Below are 17,696 nucleotides of genomic sequence, written 5' to 3' on the forward strand. Positions count from 1 at the left end.
CGCAGCTTTGCCTGCGCGCAGGCGCCGAGTCGTTCGCCTGTACAGGCGTTTTCCTGGGGAGTAATGTCTGCAGACGCCAAGTCGTTCGCACGTAAAAGGCTCGTTGGTAGCTCTCACTGCGACATGTCGTGTAAATAAACCTGACACTCGCACGGGTGCGCGTGCAGCGCCAAGGCACGATGCGTTTTCGTCGCCGCCAAGAAAAAACGCCGCTCGCCTCTTGACTTTTCCGTAGCTTCCTGAATATTATGAATACACAGATTCATACTTGGCGAAAACCAAAGACACGGTTCCCATAGTCAGGCTGCGCAGAGAGAGGGATGATTGCTGCGAATCCCTTCCGTCCTGAGATGCGAATTACCACTTTGCAGCCGTCACGTTGAACCCGCCGACTCGGTGTCGCGGTTGTAAACGGAGCCGATTCATCCCCGTTACCGGATTCCAATAAGGATCTTGGATTCGCTGCGCGACAAGCGCGCGGAGACAAGGTCGAACTAGGGTGGAACCACGAGCCGAACGCACTCGTCCCTTTTGGGCGAGAATGCGTTTTTTTTTGCGTTCACGCGGTACGAGACGCGCCCGGCCGCCACGGGGCAGCGACAAGCGGCTCGCCGCAATTCGATCGAACGGAGGAAGGCTCATGGACAACAAGGTCAACGTAAAATTAGCGGACGGTTCGGAACGGCGCTGCATCAAAGGGGAGTCGATTGCGACGCTGGCGGAGGCCATCAGCCCCGTGCTTCGCAAAAACGCCGTCGCCGGCTTGGCGAACGGCAGGCTCGTGGATCTGAGCTTCGCCATCGCGGAGGATTGCGCGGTGGAAATCGTAACGCTCGACAGCGAAGCGGGGCTGGAGGTGTATCGGCACAGCGCGGCCCATCTGATGGCGCAGGCGATCAAGCGCCTCTATGGCGGCGATGCGGTGCAGCTCGGGGTCGGTCCCGTCATCCAAGACGGATTCTATTACGACGTCGCGGTCGCCGAGCCGTTGACGCCGTCCGATCTGCGCGCCATCGAGAAAGAGATGGAGGCGATCGCCAAAGAAGACCTGCCCATCGTCCGCAGGGTCGTCGGCCGGAAGGAAGCATCGGCGTTGTTCGAAGAGCGGGGGGAACGCTTGAAGCTCGAGCTGATCCGCGATCTGCCGGATGACGCGGAGATCTCCGTCTACGCGCAGGGAGAATTCCTCGACCTGTGCAGGGGGCCGCATCTCCCCTCGACGGGGCGGATCAAGGCGTTCAAGCTGCTGTCCGTCGCCGGTGCCTATTGGCGCGGCGATGCGGCGAATGCGGTGCTTCAGCGCATCTACGGCACGGCGTTCCTGAAGAAATCGCAGCTGGACCGCCATCTGGAGCTCCTGGCTGAAGCCAAGAAACGCGATCATCGCAAGCTCGGCAAGGAACTCGAGCTGTTCATGTTCTCGGAGGAAGCGCCCGGCATGCCGTTCTATCTGCCGAAAGGAATGGTCGTGCGCACGCAGCTGGAAGAGTTCTCGCGCGTCTTCGGACGCAAGGGAGGCTACGAAGAAGTGCGGACGCCGCTCATGCTGAACCGGCGGCTCTGGGAGCAGTCCGGCCATTGGGACCACTACAAGGACAATATGTACTTCGCGAAGGTGGACGAGGCGGATTTCGCGCTGAAGCCGATGAACTGCCCGGGGCATATGCTCGTGTACAAAAACCGCTTGCGTTCGTATCGCGACCTTCCGCTGCGGCTGGCGGAGTTCGGCCAGGTTCACCGCCACGAATATTCCGGCGCGTTGAACGGCATGATGCGCGTGCGGACGTTCTGCCAGGATGACGCGCATCTGTTCGTGCGCCCGGACCAGATCGAGGAGGAGATCGGCCGCGCGATCGCGTTGATCGACGAGATGTACGCGGTGTTCGGCTTCGCTTACCGGATCGAGCTCTCGACGAAACCGGAGGACGCCATGGGGGCGCAGGAGCTTTGGGACCGCGCGGAACGCTCGCTGGAGCAGGTGCTCATCAGCCGCGGCGTCGACTACCGCGTCAATCCCGGGGACGGCGCGTTCTACGGACCGAAGATCGATTTTCATATCCGCGACGCGATCGGCCGAAGCTGGCAGTGCGCGACGGTGCAGCTGGATTTTCAAATGCCGGGGAAATTCGGCCTCGTCTACGCGGGCGAGGACGGCGGCAAGCATGTGCCCGTGCTCATCCACCGCGCCGTCTACGGTTCGATCGACCGCTTCGTCGGCATTCTGACGGAGCATTACGCCGGCGCGTTCCCGCTCTGGCTCGCGCCCGTCCAAGCGAAGATCATTCCGGTCTCCGAAGCCGACGCCGATCGCGCCCGCGATATCCGCGTCATGCTGGAAGAAGCGGGCTTGCGGGCGGAAGCGGATTTCCGGCAGGAGAAGCTCGGATACAAGATCCGGGAGGCGCAGCTCGAGAAAGTGCCGTACATGCTGGTGCTGGGCGAGGCGGAACGAGGAGCCGGCACGGTATCCGTGCGCAAGCGCGGCGACGGGGATATCGGCTCCCGTACGGTGCGGGAGCTGATCGCGGAACTGCTGGCGGAGGTCGCGGCCAGACGTTGACCGTCATGCCGTAGGCCCGCTTATCCGTACCGCGAATCGACGCTTGACGGGAAGGCCGCCGAGGCATAGGCTATTGCTGACAGCGAAGATTGCGCGCGAGATGCATAGTCGGCGAAGGCCAAAGGAGGGTTCTCGTTTGAGCACGGTGGAGGATGTGAAGGAAGTATCGCTTCCGGAACGCGGCTATATCGGCATGGCGATCACGTCGGTCTTCGCTTCCCATGAGCCCAAGCGCGTAGAGCAGCTGCAGAAGCTGTTCATCAGCCGGCGATTCGAGATCAAGGGCATGGTGGATGCCGAACATTACGTGTGCCCCTCGTTCGTGTGCGAGCAGCTGTTCACGTATTTGTTCTGCATGGAGGTCGATCAGCTGGACGTCGTGCCGGACGGGATGATCGGCTTCCGGATTCCCGCGCAGCGCTACGCGACGGTGCGGGCGGCAGGGACGGATCCCTACGATCTGCTGCACGGCTACCTGAGGGCGAAGGGGCTGCAGAACAACAAGCGCGGCCTGGCGCTGGAGAAGTACAACGTGCACAAGCCGGCATGGCCGGACGAGGTCGACGTGTACATTCCGCTGCTGGGCAGCGGATAACGGAGAACCGATCGTGCGGTCCGGCGTGGAATCGGCGCGAAAAACCCAAACAAGTCCTGCCTTCGGGCAGGACTTGTTTGGAGTTTTGTCGGATTGTCAGTTGCTCAGAAGAAGCCGCCGCGAAGAACGATTACGAGCAAAATATAAAGAACAAGGATTACGCCAATAGCTGTTCCGAATACCGGGCCGCATCCGAGGCCTGCGCCGCCTACGCCATATCCCACTGTACATACCTCCTGAGTGGTTGATTGTGATGTTTCTTATCACATTGCTAATATATGTTGGCGCAAGGGATGGGATTGGACGTTTGTACGGGGGTCATTCATAATTATGCATTCGCCTATACCGAATCCCGTCCGTTCTGCGCCCGGGGCGCCGCGGGGGGACAATAGCCGGTTCCGTAGTAACGCAGCGGCGGCCGCGCGAACTGCCGGATGTTGCTGATGCGGGATTCGGCCCTCGTGTTCACGCCGTTCCCGACGAGCAGCATGGCCGAGCTGCTGGCGGCGATGATTTCGATGCAGCCGACGCTGATGCGCGGTTCGCGGTTCGTCGTGCGCATCTCGAGCGGATTCAATTGCGCGGCGAACGCCAGGAACGGGCTCAGGGGAGGGACGGGCTGCGAGAAGATATCGTAGGCTTCGAAATAAACGTCGTTCGAGGTGAGATGGTCGGACTCCCGCTGCACGGCAACGCCGCGGAGCAAGGCATTGACGTCCGCGCGGTCCCCGAATTGCGCGATGGACGCGCTGCCGATGCTCGTCAAGTAGACGCCTCCGACCTCCGATACGCGGACGGGGTAGTCCGCATTTTCGCCGGTGGAAGCCGTCAAGCCGTCATTTCGCTTCATCGGCCGTCAACCGGCTTCTGCCGTTCTTCCGACTCCTGCTCCAGTGCGCCTTCTCCTTCGGCCGTCATGAAGCCCTCGGGTTCTTCGAGGGGCGCGAGCGGCCCGACGATGACCGATTCCGGCGGCGTGTCGAACATGGACACGAGCGAGATCGTTTGCGTATCTCCGATCTGCAGGATCGAGGCACTCGCGACGGCCGTCAATTGGATGCAGCCGACGGCCAGCACGTGATTCACGACATTGAGCTGCACGGTCATTCTCCTCTTCGTTTATGGATTGCCGAGTAAACGGCCCACGTAATTGCGCAAAGCCATATCGATATCGCGTTCGGTCTTGCGAATGACCTGTTCCTGCAAGTCAGGGCCGGCCGCAGCGGTCCCGCCGTGCTTGCCGTCGCCCTTCTCCGCTTCGCGGACGCCCGTCTGGATATAAAATTGGATGCGCTGGCTCATCTGTTTCCGGATATCTTCGATGATCAGCCTTTGATGGTAAGGGTCGAGCGCGATGCCGGTCTCGGCCTCGAGCTGCCGCAGCTGCTGTGGCGCGTTCTGATCCAAATAACAGTCGATGGCATGCCGGATCTCCGGGTACGGATAAGGCGGAGAGACGGCGGGCGGAACGCCGAGCGCGGACGGCGCCGGGAATTGGTGGGGCGTATTGGTCGCTTGGGGGTCCATACCCGCTTCGGGCGATTTTTTCGGTTCGTTCACGACGCCGGGGCCGACTTGGTTCCCGATGCCATTGCCGATACCAATCCCGTTGCCAATTCCGTTTCCATTTCCGTTGCCGCTGCCGTTGCCCTGGCCATTCCCGCTGCCGTTCCCATTGCCCCCGTTGACGGGCATGACCAGCTGGCCGATTTCCTTGATTTGCTCGTCGCTGGGCGCGGACATGCCGATGTTGAGCGTGCCGGACAGCTTCTCCACCTTCAACTGGTCAAAATGATATTGAATCGTATCCACATGGTAATACGGTTTGTTTTCCGCGGCATTCATTCGTTCGTTCAACGCTTCGAGCTGCTGGCATAACCGGTCGATAAGCGCCTGCTGGTCGTTCACTTGGCACTGCAGCTGCTGGACGTATTGATTGAGACCCATGACCATCTGCCAAGGGGACGGCGTCCTTTGAGGTTCATTGTGCATATGCAGGCACCTCCGGCATTAATTCGGATTGGGCAGCGGCACGAAGTTGACGGGGTTCTCTTCAAGCTGCGGCGCCGGTCCCGTAAAACCTCCCGTGTTGTACATTTGGGCGTTCGAAGCGATGGAACCCGCCGTCCCGACTTGCAGGACGGAAGAGTTCGACACGCTGTCCACTCGAAGCTGGTAAACCGTGATCGTCTGGTGAACCGTGAGATTCATTAGACGTTGACTCCGTTCGCGAGATTGTTTTCCGTGTTGTCCTGAACGTCGGGATCGCTGGTGTTCGTGGCGCTGACGGCGGTATTGGAGTTCGCCAGGCTGCCGGTCAGGAAGGAGCCGGAACCGGCGTACGTTTTGGAAGAACTCGCCGGCGAAAGCTGAACGGAATCGCCGAACTGCACGATCGAGCCTGAACCGACGCTGATGACTTTGACGAAGCCGACTATTGCGGGCATGACGAGTCACTCCTTATCTGGATTTGCGGCGAGCAGATGTTACATCTTATGCGGCATTCGCCCAGAGGTTACTTTCCGCGGTGTCCGGCGGTGTGTCGGAACCATGGGCGAACGCATATATAGGAAGCAGGGATACGAAGCGGGGGGACCGGGATGGCATCGAATTGGGAGGAACTGGAGAAGTGGATGGAGAATCAGCAGCTGCCCAAGGGCTTCGACGTGTTTCGGCAATCGGATTGGATCGAGAACTACGTGCGGAACATGATGAACAAAGCGATCCCCGCGGCTTCTTCGGCGTTCCAGACCAGCAATTCGAACGCGGTGGAGACGAAGCGGTACGTGATCGTCACGTATCCCCTCGGGGAATCGGCGGACCTGTCGGCGGTCCGGCTGCTGGTCAAGGAAGACCTGGTGAAGCTGAGCGGACTGCCGGGCGGCGGCAGCGAGACGATCCGGCTGCCGAAGCTGGTGCTTCCCAGGACCTGCCAAGCCGACTATGACGGCGCCGTGCTCAAGATCCGGCTGCGCAAACGGCCGCCGAGCAAGCGGACGCATATCGCGACGATCAAAGGGCTGTAGCCGGACGCGTCTTTTCACACAACTGTCACCAATTTGTCCGAACTTCCCCCGGCGGGCGGGTGGCTATTGACGGCGGCTTTCCTTATAATGCAAGTAAGACCTTGCATAGGGAGTGTTTTCCGTGACACTGGTGGATGTTAGTCAAATCTCGGCCGCGTTGTTCATTACGGGCGCGATTTTCATCATGCTGTTCTTTTCCTTGCTCAGCCTGGGCGTGCTGAGGATGTTCCAGTTGAAATACCGCGCGGGCGCGTACAGCTTCATCGGCGCGGTCGTGAGCGGCGTCGTGTTCGGCATCATTCTTAAGACATGGTTCGTCTGACGCCGCCATGCGTCTACATACGAATAACAAAGCCGTTCCCGCGCCTGAGCATCAGGCGGGAACGGCTTTTTTTAGCGAACGGGTCCGGCCGGGAGGGTCTGCGGCCTGCTTGGGCATACGGCGGGGCGCGCAAAGAAATTTGTTGTCCAAATCGGGGCGGCATGTTTAAAAATAGTCAATAATCCAAGTTGCCAGAACATAAGATGGAGTATAAGATAATGATATGAGAGAATATTCAGAACATTTCGTTAATGAGTCCATTCGAGGGGAGGGCTTGCCGATGAACAAGAGCTATGAAGTGGAGTATTGCAATTTGGAGCTGCGATTCGACCGCCGGCAAATCCAAAATCTCATTCGGGATTTGATCCAGGAAGGTTATTCGCTTTATTGGAGCGAAACGGAAGTTTATTTTCTCATCTCCGTGCGGAGCGGCCGCAAGCTGGTTAAGCTTCGTTTCCAACGGATGCGCAACCGTTACAAGATCGTCGGCGATTATTTGATCAAGGACGAGAAGCTGTCGGATTTACTGGAGAAGCTCATCAACGATTCGCGCGGTCATGCGGTGGTCAAACGGTTCAAGGACAGGCAAATCGTCATCGAAAGCATCATGTTCGGCGAAATCATACGACTTGTGGAGGTGTCCGGCATGGAACATCGGATCATTTATCAAAAGAAACCTTTCGTCACGGTCGAAGAAGTGATTCAGGCGTTTCAATCGAAGCGGGCCGAGGAACGCGCATCGGTGCTCCGTTACGAGCTGGATTACGAATTGTCCGTCCTCCACGAAGCGATCACGGAAGGGCGCGAGACCGAGACGGCGCAGTCCAAAGAGAGGCTGCAATCCCTGAGAACTGAGATGATACAGCTTGAGCTTTGAAAACCAAGGGCTTGAACGCATGAAATAAACTCCCGGCCGAACGCGCGCCGGGGGTTTATTTTGCTTTTGGGGCCGGCACGGCAAATTTCTGGCGGGCATGGTTTTCTTTGCCGGGCAAAAAGAGTAAACTAGGGGTATTGTTCGCGCACCCGTGCCAAGCGTCGCGGCATGGTGCTTTACCACTATAACAGAGAAAAGGTGTGGAAGAATTCAATGTCTAAACAGCAAATCGGTGTCGTCGGTCTTGCCGTCATGGGAAAAAACCTGGCCCTGAATATCGAAAGCCGCGGCTTTACGGTATCCGTGTTCAACCGCTCCCGCGAGAAAACGGACGACCTCATCGGCGAAGCCGCCGGTAAAAACCTTGTCGGTACATACACGATCGAAGAATTCGTGCAATCCCTTGAAGTACCCCGCAAAATCCTCATCATGGTCCAAGCCGGCGCAGGCACGGACGCGACGATCGACGCCCTCGTGCCGCTGCTCGACCAAGGCGACATCATCATCGACGGCGGCAACGCCTACTTCCCGGATACGGTCCGCCGCAGCCGCGATCTCGAAGCGCGCGGCATCCGCTTCATCGGCACCGGCGTTTCCGGCGGCGAAGAAGGCGCGCTGAAAGGACCGTCCATCATGCCGGGCGGCCAAGAATCCGCGTATAAGCTGGTCGAACCGATCCTGACGGCGATCTCGGCGAAAGTCGGCGGCGACCCTTGCTGCACGTACATCGGTCCGGACGGCGCGGGCCACTACGTCAAGATGGTGCACAACGGCATCGAATACGGCGACATGCAGCTGATCTGCGAAGCGTACGACCTGCTGAACCGCGTGCTCGGCGTCAGCACGGAAGAGCTTCAAGCGATCTTCACGGAATGGAACAAAGGCGAGCTCGACAGCTACCTGATCGAGATCACCGCCGACATCTTCTCCAAATACGATCCGGACACGAACAAGCCGATGGTCGACGTGATCCTGGATTCCGCTGGCCAAAAGGGCACCGGCAAATGGACGAGCCAAAGCGCGCTCGATCTCGGCGTGCCGCTGTCCATCATCACGGAATCCGTGTTCTCGCGCTTCTTGTCCGCGCTGAAGCAAGAGCGCGTCGCGGCAAGCAAGCTGCTGAAGGGACCGCAAGCCGCTCCTTACCAGGGCGACAAAGCGGCCTTCATCGAAGCGGTGCGCAAAGCGCTGTTCGCGAGCAAAATTTGCTCGTACGCGCAAGGCTTCGCCCAAATGCGCGCGGCTTCCGACGAGTTCGGCTGGAACCTCCGCTACGGCGACATCGCGATGATCTTCCGCGGCGGCTGCATCATCCGCGCGGGCTTCCTGCAAAACATCAAGGACGCCTACGACCGCAACGCGGGGTTGACCAACCTGCTGCTGGACGAATACTTCCAAGAAATCGTGGAATCGTACCAAGGCGCTTGGCGCGAAGTAATCGCGACGGCCGTCACGCAGGGCATTCCGGTTCCCGCGTTCTCGAGCGCGCTGGCGTATTACGACAGCTACCGCACGGAGCGTCTGCCCGCCAACCTGCTGCAGGCGCAGCGCGACTACTTCGGCGCCCACACGTTCAAGCGCGTGGACAAAGAAGGCACGTTCCACTTCAATTGGATTCAATCGTAAGACCCGCGATGATTTCCTGCAGGCAGGCGCGGAGCCGGTCCGCTTCCGGACCGCATCCGCTGCGCTGCTTCAACAGCAGGAGCGAAGCTTCGGCGAAGCTTTGAAATTTCCTTAATAAGAGTGGCTGGGGGAGACCGATGAGATCGGGTGCTTCGTCAGCCATTTTCTTTTTCACGAACGCCAGCGTCCAGATCACGTCTTCGCGGGACAACGGGTAATCGGGATCGTTGATCCGCTCCACGCGATACCGGGCGGAGAAGGGTTCGGGCAATGAAGCCATGGAGGTCACTCCTTTTATTCTTGGTAGCATCAGTACTAACAACTCTACGGTAGAAACAAGTTTTTTATACCCGCTAATCTCAGAAAATGCTATAATCATGAAACATGTTTAGCGTGTGAAGACGCAAGAGGAAGGTGTCGGTCGATGCGCGACGGAAAGCCGCTGCGGCATATTGTACTCATCGGGTTCATGGGCACGGGCAAATCGACGGTCGGCAGGCTGCTGGCGGAACGGCTGGCCTGCGCCGCGTGCGACGTGGACGCCGAGATCGTGAAGCGCGAAGGGGAAGCGATACCGGCGATCTTCGCGAACCGGGGCGAGCGCGAGTTCCGCGCCGCGGAAACGGCCGCGCTCGGCGCGGTGCTCGGCGCCGACGACACGCTGGTCGTCGCGACGGGCGGGGGAGCGGTGCTGTCCCCCGAGAACCGCGAACTGATGCTGCGGCACGGATTCGTCGTGGCGCTTACCGCGGATCCCGAGCAAGTGATCGCGCGCGTGAGCCAGGACGAGAATCGCCCGCTGCTGCAAGGCGATCTGCGCGAGCGGGTCTACAAGCTGCTCGAGGATCGGAAGCACGCTTATGATTTCGCCCATATGACCATCGACACGACGCATCTCGGCGTCGACGAGGTTGTGGAGCGGATCGCGCAAGGATTCATACGCAGTATCAGCCAACATTCCATTTAAGAAGGGGATCTACGCAACCATGGACGTTCTTGTTACTCCTACACCCAGGCTGCAAGGCGAGCTACAAGCGCTTTCTTCCAAAAACTACACGACGCGCTATCTGCTGGTAGCCGCGCTCGCGGAAGGCACCAGCACGATTTATTATCCTGCCCACAGCGAAGACAGCGATGCGATGCGCCGCTGCATCCGGGATATGGGCGCGGTGATCGAAGAGGACGACACGAAGATGACGATCACCGGCTTCGGTTCCCGTCCGCGCGACGTGAAGGAGCTGGACGTCGGCAATGCCGGCGCGGTGCTGCGGTTTCTGATGGCGATCGCCGCGCTCGCGCCGGGCGTGACGTTCATCAACCGGTATCCGGATTCGCTCGGCAAGCGTCCGCATGACGATCTGATCGATGCGCTCGGCCAAATCGGCGTGGACGTTCGGCACAACGACGGGAAGCTGCCGATCACGATCCGCGGCGGGGCGGCCAAAGGCGGCAAAATCCAGGTATCCGGCAATGTCAGCTCGCAGTTCCTGAGCGCGCTCCTGTTCCTGACGCCGCTGCTGCAGGAAGACAGCGAGATCGAAGTGCTTCACGACCTGAAGTCCAAGGTCGTCGTCGGCCAGACGCTCGAAGTGCTGGAGCAGGCGGGAATCGTCATCGAAGCGAGCGAGGATCTCATGCGCTACCGCGTCAAGGGCGGTCAGAAATACGCGGCGAAAGAATACGTCGTGCAGGGCGATTACCCGGGCTCGGCCGCCGTGCTCGCGGCGGCTGCAGTGACGCGGTCGGACGTGAAACTGCATCGCCTGATGGAGAACAGCAAGCAGGGCGAGCGCGCGATCGTCGACGTGCTCCGCTTGATGGAGGTGCCGCTGACCCACGACAACGGCGTCGTTCACGTGCAGGGGAACGGCAAGCTCAAGGCGCTGGAGTTCGACGGGGACAAAGCGACCGACGCGGTGCTGGCGATGGTGGCGGCGGCCGTGTTCGCCGAAGGCACGTCCCGTTTCTATGACGTCGAGAACCTTCGTTATAAGGAATGCGACCGCATTACCGACTTCTTGAACGAGCTGCGCAAAGCCGGCGCCAACGTGGAAGAGCGCCGCAGCGAGATCATCGTGCACGGCCGTCCCGAGGGCGTCGAAGGCGGCGTCGAGATCAACGCGCACTACGATCACCGCGTCATCATGGCGCTCACGGTCGTCGGACTTCGCGCCAAAGCCCCGATTCGGATTCGCGACGCGCATCATGTGGCCAAATCGTATCCGATTTTCTTCGACCATATGAAGGCGCTCGGCGCGAACGTGGAATGGGTGGCGCCGAATTAAGGCACGCTAGTTCAAAGGCAGTGATTAGTGTCCAGAAGGAAAGGATGGGATTTCGGATGGCGTTCGCAAACCCTTCGCGGGATGATATCAAACGCATTTTAGAGGAAACGTCCACGGTCGCGGTCGTCGGGTTATCGGATAATCCGGAGCGGACTTCGTACATGATCGCGGAAGCGTTGCAAGCCAAGGGCTACCGGATCATCCCGGTCAACCCGAATGCCGAGGAGATTCTGGGCGAGAAGGTGTACCCGTCGCTCAAAGACATTCCGTATCCCGTCGATATCGTCGACGTGTTCCGGCGCAGCGAATTCACGCCGCCCATCGCGGAGGAAGCCGTGGCGATCGGAGCGAAGACGCTGTGGCTTCAGCTCGGGGTCGTAAGCGAGGAAGCGGCGGAGATCGCCCTGCAAGGCGGTTTGAACGTAATCATGGACCGGTGCATCAAGGTCGAGGATTCGATTCTGCTGCCCCACGGCAAGTCCAAATCCTAACAATCATAAAAACGCGGCGTCTCTCCAACAATAAAGGAGGCTTTTGAGGGCCGAAGCAAGCAAGCTTCGAAGCACTTGGGCTAATCCATGCATTCTAGGAGGACAACAATCAACATGAATCAATTCGGACAGCAGGGCTTCGGCGGGAACATGTCTGGGATGAACCAACAGAAGAACCAATACCAGCCTTCCGGTTATGTGCAATCCCATTACCAAGGCATTTCCAGACAACCTGGCGGCATCTCCGCGCAATCGAATACGGGACCGGTTATCTCCCGCGTCGGGTATTCGGCGCAAAACGGCGGGTACGGCCAGTCCTCCGCCATGCATTCGTCCTCTTCCAACGGGTACGGCAATGCGCAGCCGGTGCTTTCGCACTTTGGCGGAAGCTCCATCAATGCGGGTTCGCAGCAACCGGTTATCTCGCATTACGGAGGTTACCAAGCGCAAAACATGCAGCGATCGCAGACGATGAATGCGCAGCAAGGCCGCAGCTCCTCGATGTCGAATTCGCAGCCGGTCATCTCGCACTACGGCGGCTATCAAGCTCAGAACGCGCAGCAATCGCAGCCGTACCAATCGTCGATGACTACCATGAACCAATCGCAGCCGGTGCTTTCGCACTTTGGCGGCTATCAAGCGCAAAGCGCGCAAAACCGCGGCGGCTACGGCATGAACGGCAGCAACGGCTATGGCGCAACGCAATTCACAAGCCAAGCCGGCAATACGCCGGTGCTGCAAAATGCCGGCTTCTCGAACCAAGGACCGGTGATTTCGCGCCATGGCTACGCGGCGAACAACCAGTCCGCGACGGGCTTCAACAATCAGCAGCAATTCTAAGCGGATTGCGGCCGGACGAAGCGAAAGGCAAACGGAAGGCGGCGGACCCGGGAGGTCCGCCGTTTTCTTTTTGACAACCGGGGGTGAAACCCTTACGATCAATAAAGAGCAATAGCCCGAGCGATCAGATGTTTTCATATAGAGAGGAGGGAAGCTTATGAACGTCATGGGGCACCTGCAGCAGCTCGGACGGTCGCTGATGCTGCCGACGATCGTGCTGCCCGCCGCGGCCGTTTTTCTCGCCCTGAGCGGGCTGCCGTGGGCATCGATGGGCATGCCGAGCATACATACGCATCTGCAGACGGCCGGCGAGACGCTATTCGTGTTCCTGCCGTATTTGTTCGCGTTCGGCGTGGCGATGGGGATGACGAGCAACGCGGTGACGGCGGGCCTGGCCGCCATCGCCGGCATGTTTATTTATACGAGCATCATCAATGCCAGCCATTACGAGCTGGAGCCGACCGTGTTTACCGGCGTTATTATCGGGATCGTCACCAGCATTCTGAACGAGAAATTCAAGTCTATCAAGCTTCCCGAATATATACAATTTTTCGGAGGGCCCCGTTTCGTGCCCCTGATCGTGAGCGTGTTCTCGACGCTATGGGCCATCGTCATGGTGCAGATCGCGCCGACGATCCACAACGCGCTGATCGAGCTGGGTGATATCGTGAATTCCGGAGGCGGCTTCGGCGTCTTCCTGTTCGGCTTCGTGCTGCGGATATTGGTCGTCTTCGGCCTGCATCATTTGGTCAGCCATGTCTTTTGGTTTCAAGTCGGGGGCTATCAGGTTCCCGGCGGGCATATGGTGTTCGGCGATTTGCCGCGCTTTTTCGCGGGAGATCCGACGGCAGGCGGTTTTATGGCCGGCTTGTATCCCACGATGATGTTCGCGCTGCCCGCCATCGCGTTCGCCATTATTCATGAAGCGCGCGAAGACTTGAAACCGACGATTCGTAAAACGTTCACGATCGCCGCGCTCTCCTCGTTCCTGACGGGCGTGACGGAGCCGATCGAATTCGCTTTCCTGTTCGTCGCGCCGTACTTATTCGTCGTTCACGCGCTGCTCTCCGGCTTCATGATGTGGCTCACGTACGAGCTCGGCATCCGGACGGGTTTCTCGTTCTCGGCGGGGGCGATCGATTTTCTGATCAACGAGCATCTTGCGACCCGGGGGTGGCTGATCATCCCGATCGGCATCGTGTTCGGACTTATCTATTACGTGATGTTCCGCTGGGCGATCCGCCGATTCCGAATTCCGACGCCCGGCCGCGAGGAAGGCTCGCAGCTGGACGAATGGGCCGGCGATATTCCTTACCGCGCGCCGCTGATTCTGCAGGCGATCGGCGGAAAGGAAAACATCGTGCAGATGGAAGCGTGCATCACCCGGCTTCGCTTGAAGGTCGGCAGCGACAAGCTGATCGACAACAACGCGCTCAAGCATCTCGGTGCCGCCGGCGTCATCCGGCTTGGCGGCGGGAACGTCCAGATCGTGTTCGGCACCTATTCCGAGCTGATACGGGAGGAAATGGACAAAGCCATCCGAAGGGATATATCCAGGGTGCTCTTCTGTTCGCCGGTGCAAGGCCGGATGATGCCGCTCAGCGAAGTGCCCGATCCGATCTTCGCGGGCAAGCTCGTCGGGGACGGCGTCGCGTTCATGCCGGAGAAGGGCGAGCTCGTATCGCCCGTGCTCGGCAAGGTCATTCATGTCTATCCGTCGATGCATGCGATCGGCATTCGGACGCCCGACGGGCTGGAGGTGCTGCTGCACATCGGCATCGATACGTCGCAGCTGAAGGGACACGGGTTCTCCGCGGTCGTCAAGGAAGGCGACCAAGTGAAGCCGGGCCAGCTGCTGATCACCTTCGACATGCAGAAAATCCGGAAAGGCAGCAAGTCGCTCGCGACGCCGATGGTCATCACGAACTCGGATCGCGTCAGCTCCTGGAGCTTCGCGCCGTTCAAAAGCGTGAAGCGGGGACAGGCGTCCGTCATGTCGGTCGTTCTAAAAGAGAGAAGCGGTGGAGGGGAAACAGCGTGATTCAAGGAATTGCAGCTTCATCAGGCATTGCGATCGGCAAAGCGTTCGTCCTTCCGAACTGGGAGTGGGATCTGCCGGAACAAAAGATCGACGTCGGCGATCTGGCACGCGAATTCGATCGGCTGTACGAGGGCATTCGCACGTCCAAGGTTGAGATCGAACAAATGAAGGATGAGCTTCGCGAAGTCGTCGGCGCGGAGGAAAGCTATATTTTCGACGCGCATCTCGCCATCCTGGACGATCCGGTGTTTATGAACGAGATTCAGGGCATCATCCAGCGCCAGTACAAAGCCGCCGAAGTGGCCGTCAAGGAAGCGATCGATCATTTCGTCACCATGTTCGACCTGCTCGACGACGAATACATGAAAGAACGCGCGCTCGACATCAAGGACGTCGGCAACCGGCTGCTCAAGCATCTGCTGGGCGCGCCCGAGATCACGCTGCCTTCCGACACGCAGCCGTTCATCCTGATCGCCAAGGAGCTGTCGCCGTCCCAGCTGGCGCATCTGAATCCGAATCATGTACTCGGCATCGCGACGCTGGCCGGCAGCATCACCTCGCACTCGTCGATTATGGCCAGGGCGCTCGGCGTCCCGCTCGTCATCGGCATCGAGGCGAAGCTGGAGGAACCGATCCAGACCGGCGATTCGCTGATTATCGACGGGGGGCTCGGGATGGTGCATCTGAATCCGGAGCAGTCGCTCGTCGATTATTACACCGGCAAGCAAATCCTGCAGCGGGAGAAGAAGCAGCAGCTGAAGGGCATCATCAGCTTCAAGCCGGTCACGCAGGACGGCAAAGAAATGGAGCTGAGCGCCAACATCAGCTCGCTGAAGGAGCTCGACGTGGCATTGTCCAGCGGCACGAACGGCGTCGGCTTGTTCCGGACGGAGTTTCTGTACATGGACCGCAGCCGGCTGCCGCGCGAAGAGGAGCAGTTCGAGGTTTACAGGAGCGTCGCGGAGAAGCTGGGTCCGAAGCCGCTGATCATACGGACGCTGGACATCGGCGGAGATAAGCAATTGGACTATTTCGAGCTGCCGGCGGAAGACAATCCGTTTCTCGGCTACAGGGCCATCCGGATTTGCCTGGACAAAACCGACCTGTTCAAGACCCAGCTGAGGGCGATTTTGCGGGCCGGCCACCATGGCAACGTCAAGATCATGTATCCCTTGATCTCGTCCGTCGACGAAGTGCGGGCGGCCAACGAGCTGTTGAAGGCATGCAAAAAAGAACTGGACGCCGAGGGCGTTCCGTATGCGAAAGACATTCAGGTCGGGATCATGGTCGAGCTGCCGGCCGCCGTGCTGATCGCGGATATGCTGGCGGAGGAAGTGGATTTCTTCAGCATCGGCACCAATGACCTGATCCAATTCACGCTCGCGGTCGACCGGATGAACGAGCGGATCTCGCACATGTACGAACCGTTTCATCCGTCCGTGCTGCGCATGATCAAGCTGACGGTCGAAGCGGCAAAACGCAAGGGCATCCACGTCGGGGTATGCGGGGAAATGGCGGGGGACCTCAAGGCGCTGCCGATCTGGCTGGCGCTCGACGTCGACGAGCTGAGCATGTCCGCGCATTCCATCCTGCCGGTGAAGGAACGGCTGCTGTCGCTCCGGCAGCAGGAGAGCCGCGAACTATTCGATCGGATCCTCGGCTGCCGAACGAGCGCGGAGATCCACGAGCTGCTGAAGCTCAGGACGGCGGAGGAGCAGGCGGCGGAAGAATTGCCGGATTTGTTCAAAAGCTCCTGAAACGAAAAGGAAAAGGAAAAAGAAAAGGAAAAGGAAAAGGCGGCAACCGCAAGGGTTGCCGCCTTTTCCTTTGGGGATTCATCACTTCCGGAGCGCGTCCACGAACGCTTTGGCGTAGGGCGGCAAGTCCGGCGGACGACGCGCGGAGACCAGGTGTCCGTCGACGACGACCGGCTCGTCGATCCAGGTCGCGCCGGCGTTCTCCATATCGTCGCGGATACCCGGCGTCGACGTGACCTTGCGTCCTTGAAGAATCTTGGCGGATATCAATACCCAGCCGGCATGGCAGATCTGTCCGATCGGCTTGGCGGCCGCGTCCATCTCCCGGACGATACGCAGCACTTTCGGATAGCGGCGGATTTTGTCCGGCGCCCAGCCTCCGGGTACGAGCAGTCCGTCGATCGCGGCGCTGTCCAGCTCGTCGTACGCAACGTCGGCCGTGGCGGGCACGCCGTATTTTCCGATATGCGTACGGCCTTTCTCCGGTCCGGCGAACAGGACCGTCGCGCCTTCCTCGCGAACGCGGTAGACGGGGTACCACAATTCGAGGTCCTCGAATTCGTCGTCCAGCAGGCAAATAATCGTTTTTCCTTGAAGCGTCATTGCCGTTCCTCCTCCAGATGAAGCGCGTTATCGAACGCTATCCTCCATCATAATCGAAGGGGATTCCATGAAGCAAACCGTCAACGGGCAGGGTGCTTCGGCTGGCGGTTTAATCCGATAGATGCAAAAATTACAACCCTGTCGCAAGAAGGACTTTAATGCAAAAAGTCGAATATCTTATCGTCGAGCCGCGCCTTTGAAAGAGCGCTTTCAAGGTAGGCTGCTTTTTTAGGAGAAGGAGTGGGCGATTTTGCAAAAGCGCTGTTCTTGCGGCGATGTGATGCCAATGAAGCTGCGTACCGTTATTTATTCCAACAAGGTTGAAATCGATAATGTTCCCATTTACTCATGCCCTTCCTGCAACCGCAGCGAAGTGTTTCCCGAAGTCAAGCCGGATTTGACCGGTTTGATCGGAAAATTGGGCGCGCAACCCGTAAAACAAACCTTTTTGTTTAACGAATGGAATGAATGGGCAAAGCTGTTAGTAGAGGCTTATTATGAACATAAACATTCCGACCCCGCGTTCGTGAGGCGGATGACGGAGGAACGAATCGACATGCTCCTTGACTTGTTATCCGTTGCGCAAGCTTCCGGCGATGAGGAGTGGACGGCTGAAATACATAAGCGGCTGACCCAGTTGAGCAGGAGCATGCTTCAATACGGATGACGAAGG

General features: G+C 59.0%; 20 protein-coding genes. 13 read left to right on the plus strand and 7 right to left on the minus strand.

Going from position 1 to position 17,696, the window contains the following annotated elements; genetic code table 11:
- Nucleotides 1–640: 640 nt before the first annotated feature.
- Both thrS and GT019_RS21090 read left to right on the plus strand, forming a co-directional pair.
- Nucleotides 641–2,560 (plus strand): threonine--tRNA ligase, encoded by a 1,920-nt coding sequence (gene thrS, locus GT019_RS21085; RefSeq protein WP_161745170.1) that lies wholly within the window; start codon nt 641–643, stop codon nt 2,558–2,560.
- Between the two features lie 145 nt (nt 2,561–2,705).
- On the plus strand, nt 2,706–3,155 hold the full coding sequence (locus GT019_RS21090) for a GyrI-like domain-containing protein (RefSeq protein WP_328804017.1): 450 nt from the start codon (nt 2,706–2,708) through the stop codon (nt 3,153–3,155).
- Nucleotides 3,156–3,495: 340 nt separating this feature from the next.
- Here the strand turns inward: GT019_RS21090 and GT019_RS21095 are convergent, their stop codons facing one another.
- Genes GT019_RS21095 through GT019_RS21115 form a run of 5 tightly spaced genes read right to left on the minus strand, consistent with a single transcriptional unit; the run spans nt 3,496 to nt 5,602 of the window.
- On the minus strand, nt 3,496–4,005 hold the full coding sequence (locus GT019_RS21095; protein WP_161745172.1) for a spore germination protein GerPE: 510 nt from the start codon (nt 4,003–4,005) through the stop codon (nt 3,496–3,498).
- Nucleotides 4,002–4,256: a hypothetical protein gene (locus tag GT019_RS21100; RefSeq protein ID WP_161745173.1), complete on the minus strand. Its 255-nt coding sequence runs from the start codon at nt 4,254–4,256 to the stop codon at nt 4,002–4,004. Before GT019_RS21100 ends, GT019_RS21095 begins: the two co-directional genes overlap by 4 nt.
- A gap of 18 nt (nt 4,257–4,274) precedes the next feature.
- Nucleotides 4,275–5,147: a spore germination protein GerPC gene (gene gerPC, locus GT019_RS21105; RefSeq protein ID WP_161745174.1), complete on the minus strand. Its 873-nt coding sequence runs from the start codon at nt 5,145–5,147 to the stop codon at nt 4,275–4,277.
- A gap of 18 nt (nt 5,148–5,165) precedes the next feature.
- Nucleotides 5,166–5,366 (minus strand): spore germination protein GerPB, encoded by a 201-nt coding sequence (locus GT019_RS21110; RefSeq protein ID WP_161745175.1) that lies wholly within the window; start codon nt 5,364–5,366, stop codon nt 5,166–5,168.
- Nucleotides 5,366–5,602 carry a spore germination protein gene (locus GT019_RS21115; protein WP_161745176.1) on the minus strand — a complete coding sequence of 79 codons (237 nt, stop codon included), beginning with the start codon at nt 5,600–5,602 and terminating at the stop codon, nt 5,366–5,368. The genes GT019_RS21110 and GT019_RS21115 overlap by 1 nt, the downstream gene beginning before the upstream one ends.
- Before the next feature lie 153 nt (nt 5,603–5,755).
- On the opposite strand from GT019_RS21115, the gene GT019_RS21120 reads away from it, so the two are divergent.
- The 4 genes from GT019_RS21120 to gndA all read left to right on the plus strand — a co-directional run bounded on the left by GT019_RS21120 (nt 5,756) and on the right by gndA (nt 9,006).
- The gene (locus GT019_RS21120; RefSeq protein WP_161745177.1) at nt 5,756–6,181 is read left to right on the plus strand and encodes a hypothetical protein; all 426 of its coding nucleotides are present in this window, start codon (nt 5,756–5,758) and stop codon (nt 6,179–6,181) included.
- Nucleotides 6,182–6,302: 121 nt separating this feature from the next.
- Complete coding sequence (locus GT019_RS21125) at nt 6,303–6,503, plus strand: hypothetical protein (RefSeq protein ID WP_161745178.1); 201 nt, start codon at nt 6,303–6,305, stop codon at nt 6,501–6,503.
- Between the two features lie 280 nt (nt 6,504–6,783).
- Nucleotides 6,784–7,380, plus strand: a complete 597-nt coding sequence (locus GT019_RS21130; RefSeq protein ID WP_161745179.1) for a hypothetical protein — start codon at nt 6,784–6,786, stop codon at nt 7,378–7,380.
- Nucleotides 7,381–7,593: 213 nt separating this feature from the next.
- Nucleotides 7,594–9,006: an NADP-dependent phosphogluconate dehydrogenase gene (gene gndA / locus GT019_RS21135; RefSeq protein ID WP_161745180.1), complete on the plus strand. Its 1,413-nt coding sequence runs from the start codon at nt 7,594–7,596 to the stop codon at nt 9,004–9,006.
- On the opposite strand, the gene GT019_RS21140 is transcribed toward gndA, so the two are convergent.
- Nucleotides 8,987–9,286 (minus strand): hypothetical protein, encoded by a 300-nt coding sequence (locus GT019_RS21140; protein WP_161745181.1) that lies wholly within the window; start codon nt 9,284–9,286, stop codon nt 8,987–8,989. The two genes, gndA and GT019_RS21140, sit on opposite strands and share 20 nt — an antisense overlap.
- Before the next feature lie 144 nt (nt 9,287–9,430).
- Between GT019_RS21140 and GT019_RS21145 the strand changes: the two genes are divergently transcribed.
- The 6 genes from GT019_RS21145 to ptsP all read left to right on the plus strand — a co-directional run bounded on the left by GT019_RS21145 (nt 9,431) and on the right by ptsP (nt 16,420).
- A complete protein-coding gene (locus tag GT019_RS21145) occupies nt 9,431–9,973 on the plus strand; it encodes a shikimate kinase (protein ID WP_161745182.1) in 543 nt (180 codons plus the stop codon).
- Between the two features lie 19 nt (nt 9,974–9,992).
- Complete coding sequence (gene aroA, locus GT019_RS21150; protein WP_161745183.1) at nt 9,993–11,291, plus strand: 3-phosphoshikimate 1-carboxyvinyltransferase; 1,299 nt, start codon at nt 9,993–9,995, stop codon at nt 11,289–11,291.
- A gap of 56 nt (nt 11,292–11,347) precedes the next feature.
- On the plus strand, nt 11,348–11,782 hold the full coding sequence (locus tag GT019_RS21155) for a CoA-binding protein (protein WP_161745184.1): 435 nt from the start codon (nt 11,348–11,350) through the stop codon (nt 11,780–11,782).
- A 114-nt stretch (nt 11,783–11,896) separates the two neighbouring features.
- On the plus strand, nt 11,897–12,622 hold the full coding sequence (locus GT019_RS21160; protein ID WP_161745185.1) for a hypothetical protein: 726 nt from the start codon (nt 11,897–11,899) through the stop codon (nt 12,620–12,622).
- Nucleotides 12,623–12,779: 157 nt separating this feature from the next.
- A complete protein-coding gene (locus GT019_RS21165; protein WP_161745186.1) occupies nt 12,780–14,663 on the plus strand; it encodes a glucose PTS transporter subunit IIA in 1,884 nt (627 codons plus the stop codon).
- Complete coding sequence (gene ptsP, locus GT019_RS21170) at nt 14,660–16,420, plus strand: phosphoenolpyruvate--protein phosphotransferase (protein WP_161745187.1); 1,761 nt, start codon at nt 14,660–14,662, stop codon at nt 16,418–16,420. Before GT019_RS21165 ends, ptsP begins: the two co-directional genes overlap by 4 nt.
- A gap of 81 nt (nt 16,421–16,501) precedes the next feature.
- Here ptsP and GT019_RS21175 read toward each other — a convergent pair whose 3' ends face one another.
- Nucleotides 16,502–17,023: a type 1 glutamine amidotransferase domain-containing protein gene (locus tag GT019_RS21175; RefSeq protein ID WP_161745188.1), complete on the minus strand. Its 522-nt coding sequence runs from the start codon at nt 17,021–17,023 to the stop codon at nt 16,502–16,504.
- A gap of 250 nt (nt 17,024–17,273) precedes the next feature.
- Here GT019_RS21175 and GT019_RS21180 point away from each other — a divergent pair, with 250 nt between their 5' ends.
- Complete coding sequence (locus tag GT019_RS21180; RefSeq protein WP_161745189.1) at nt 17,274–17,690, plus strand: hypothetical protein; 417 nt, start codon at nt 17,274–17,276, stop codon at nt 17,688–17,690.
- Nucleotides 17,691–17,696: the final 6 nt, after the last annotated feature.

Origin of the sequence: Paenibacillus glycinis (assembly GCF_009909185.1) — a bacterium.
Lineage (GTDB): Bacteria > Bacillota > Bacilli > Paenibacillales > Paenibacillaceae > Paenibacillus_Z > Paenibacillus_Z glycinis.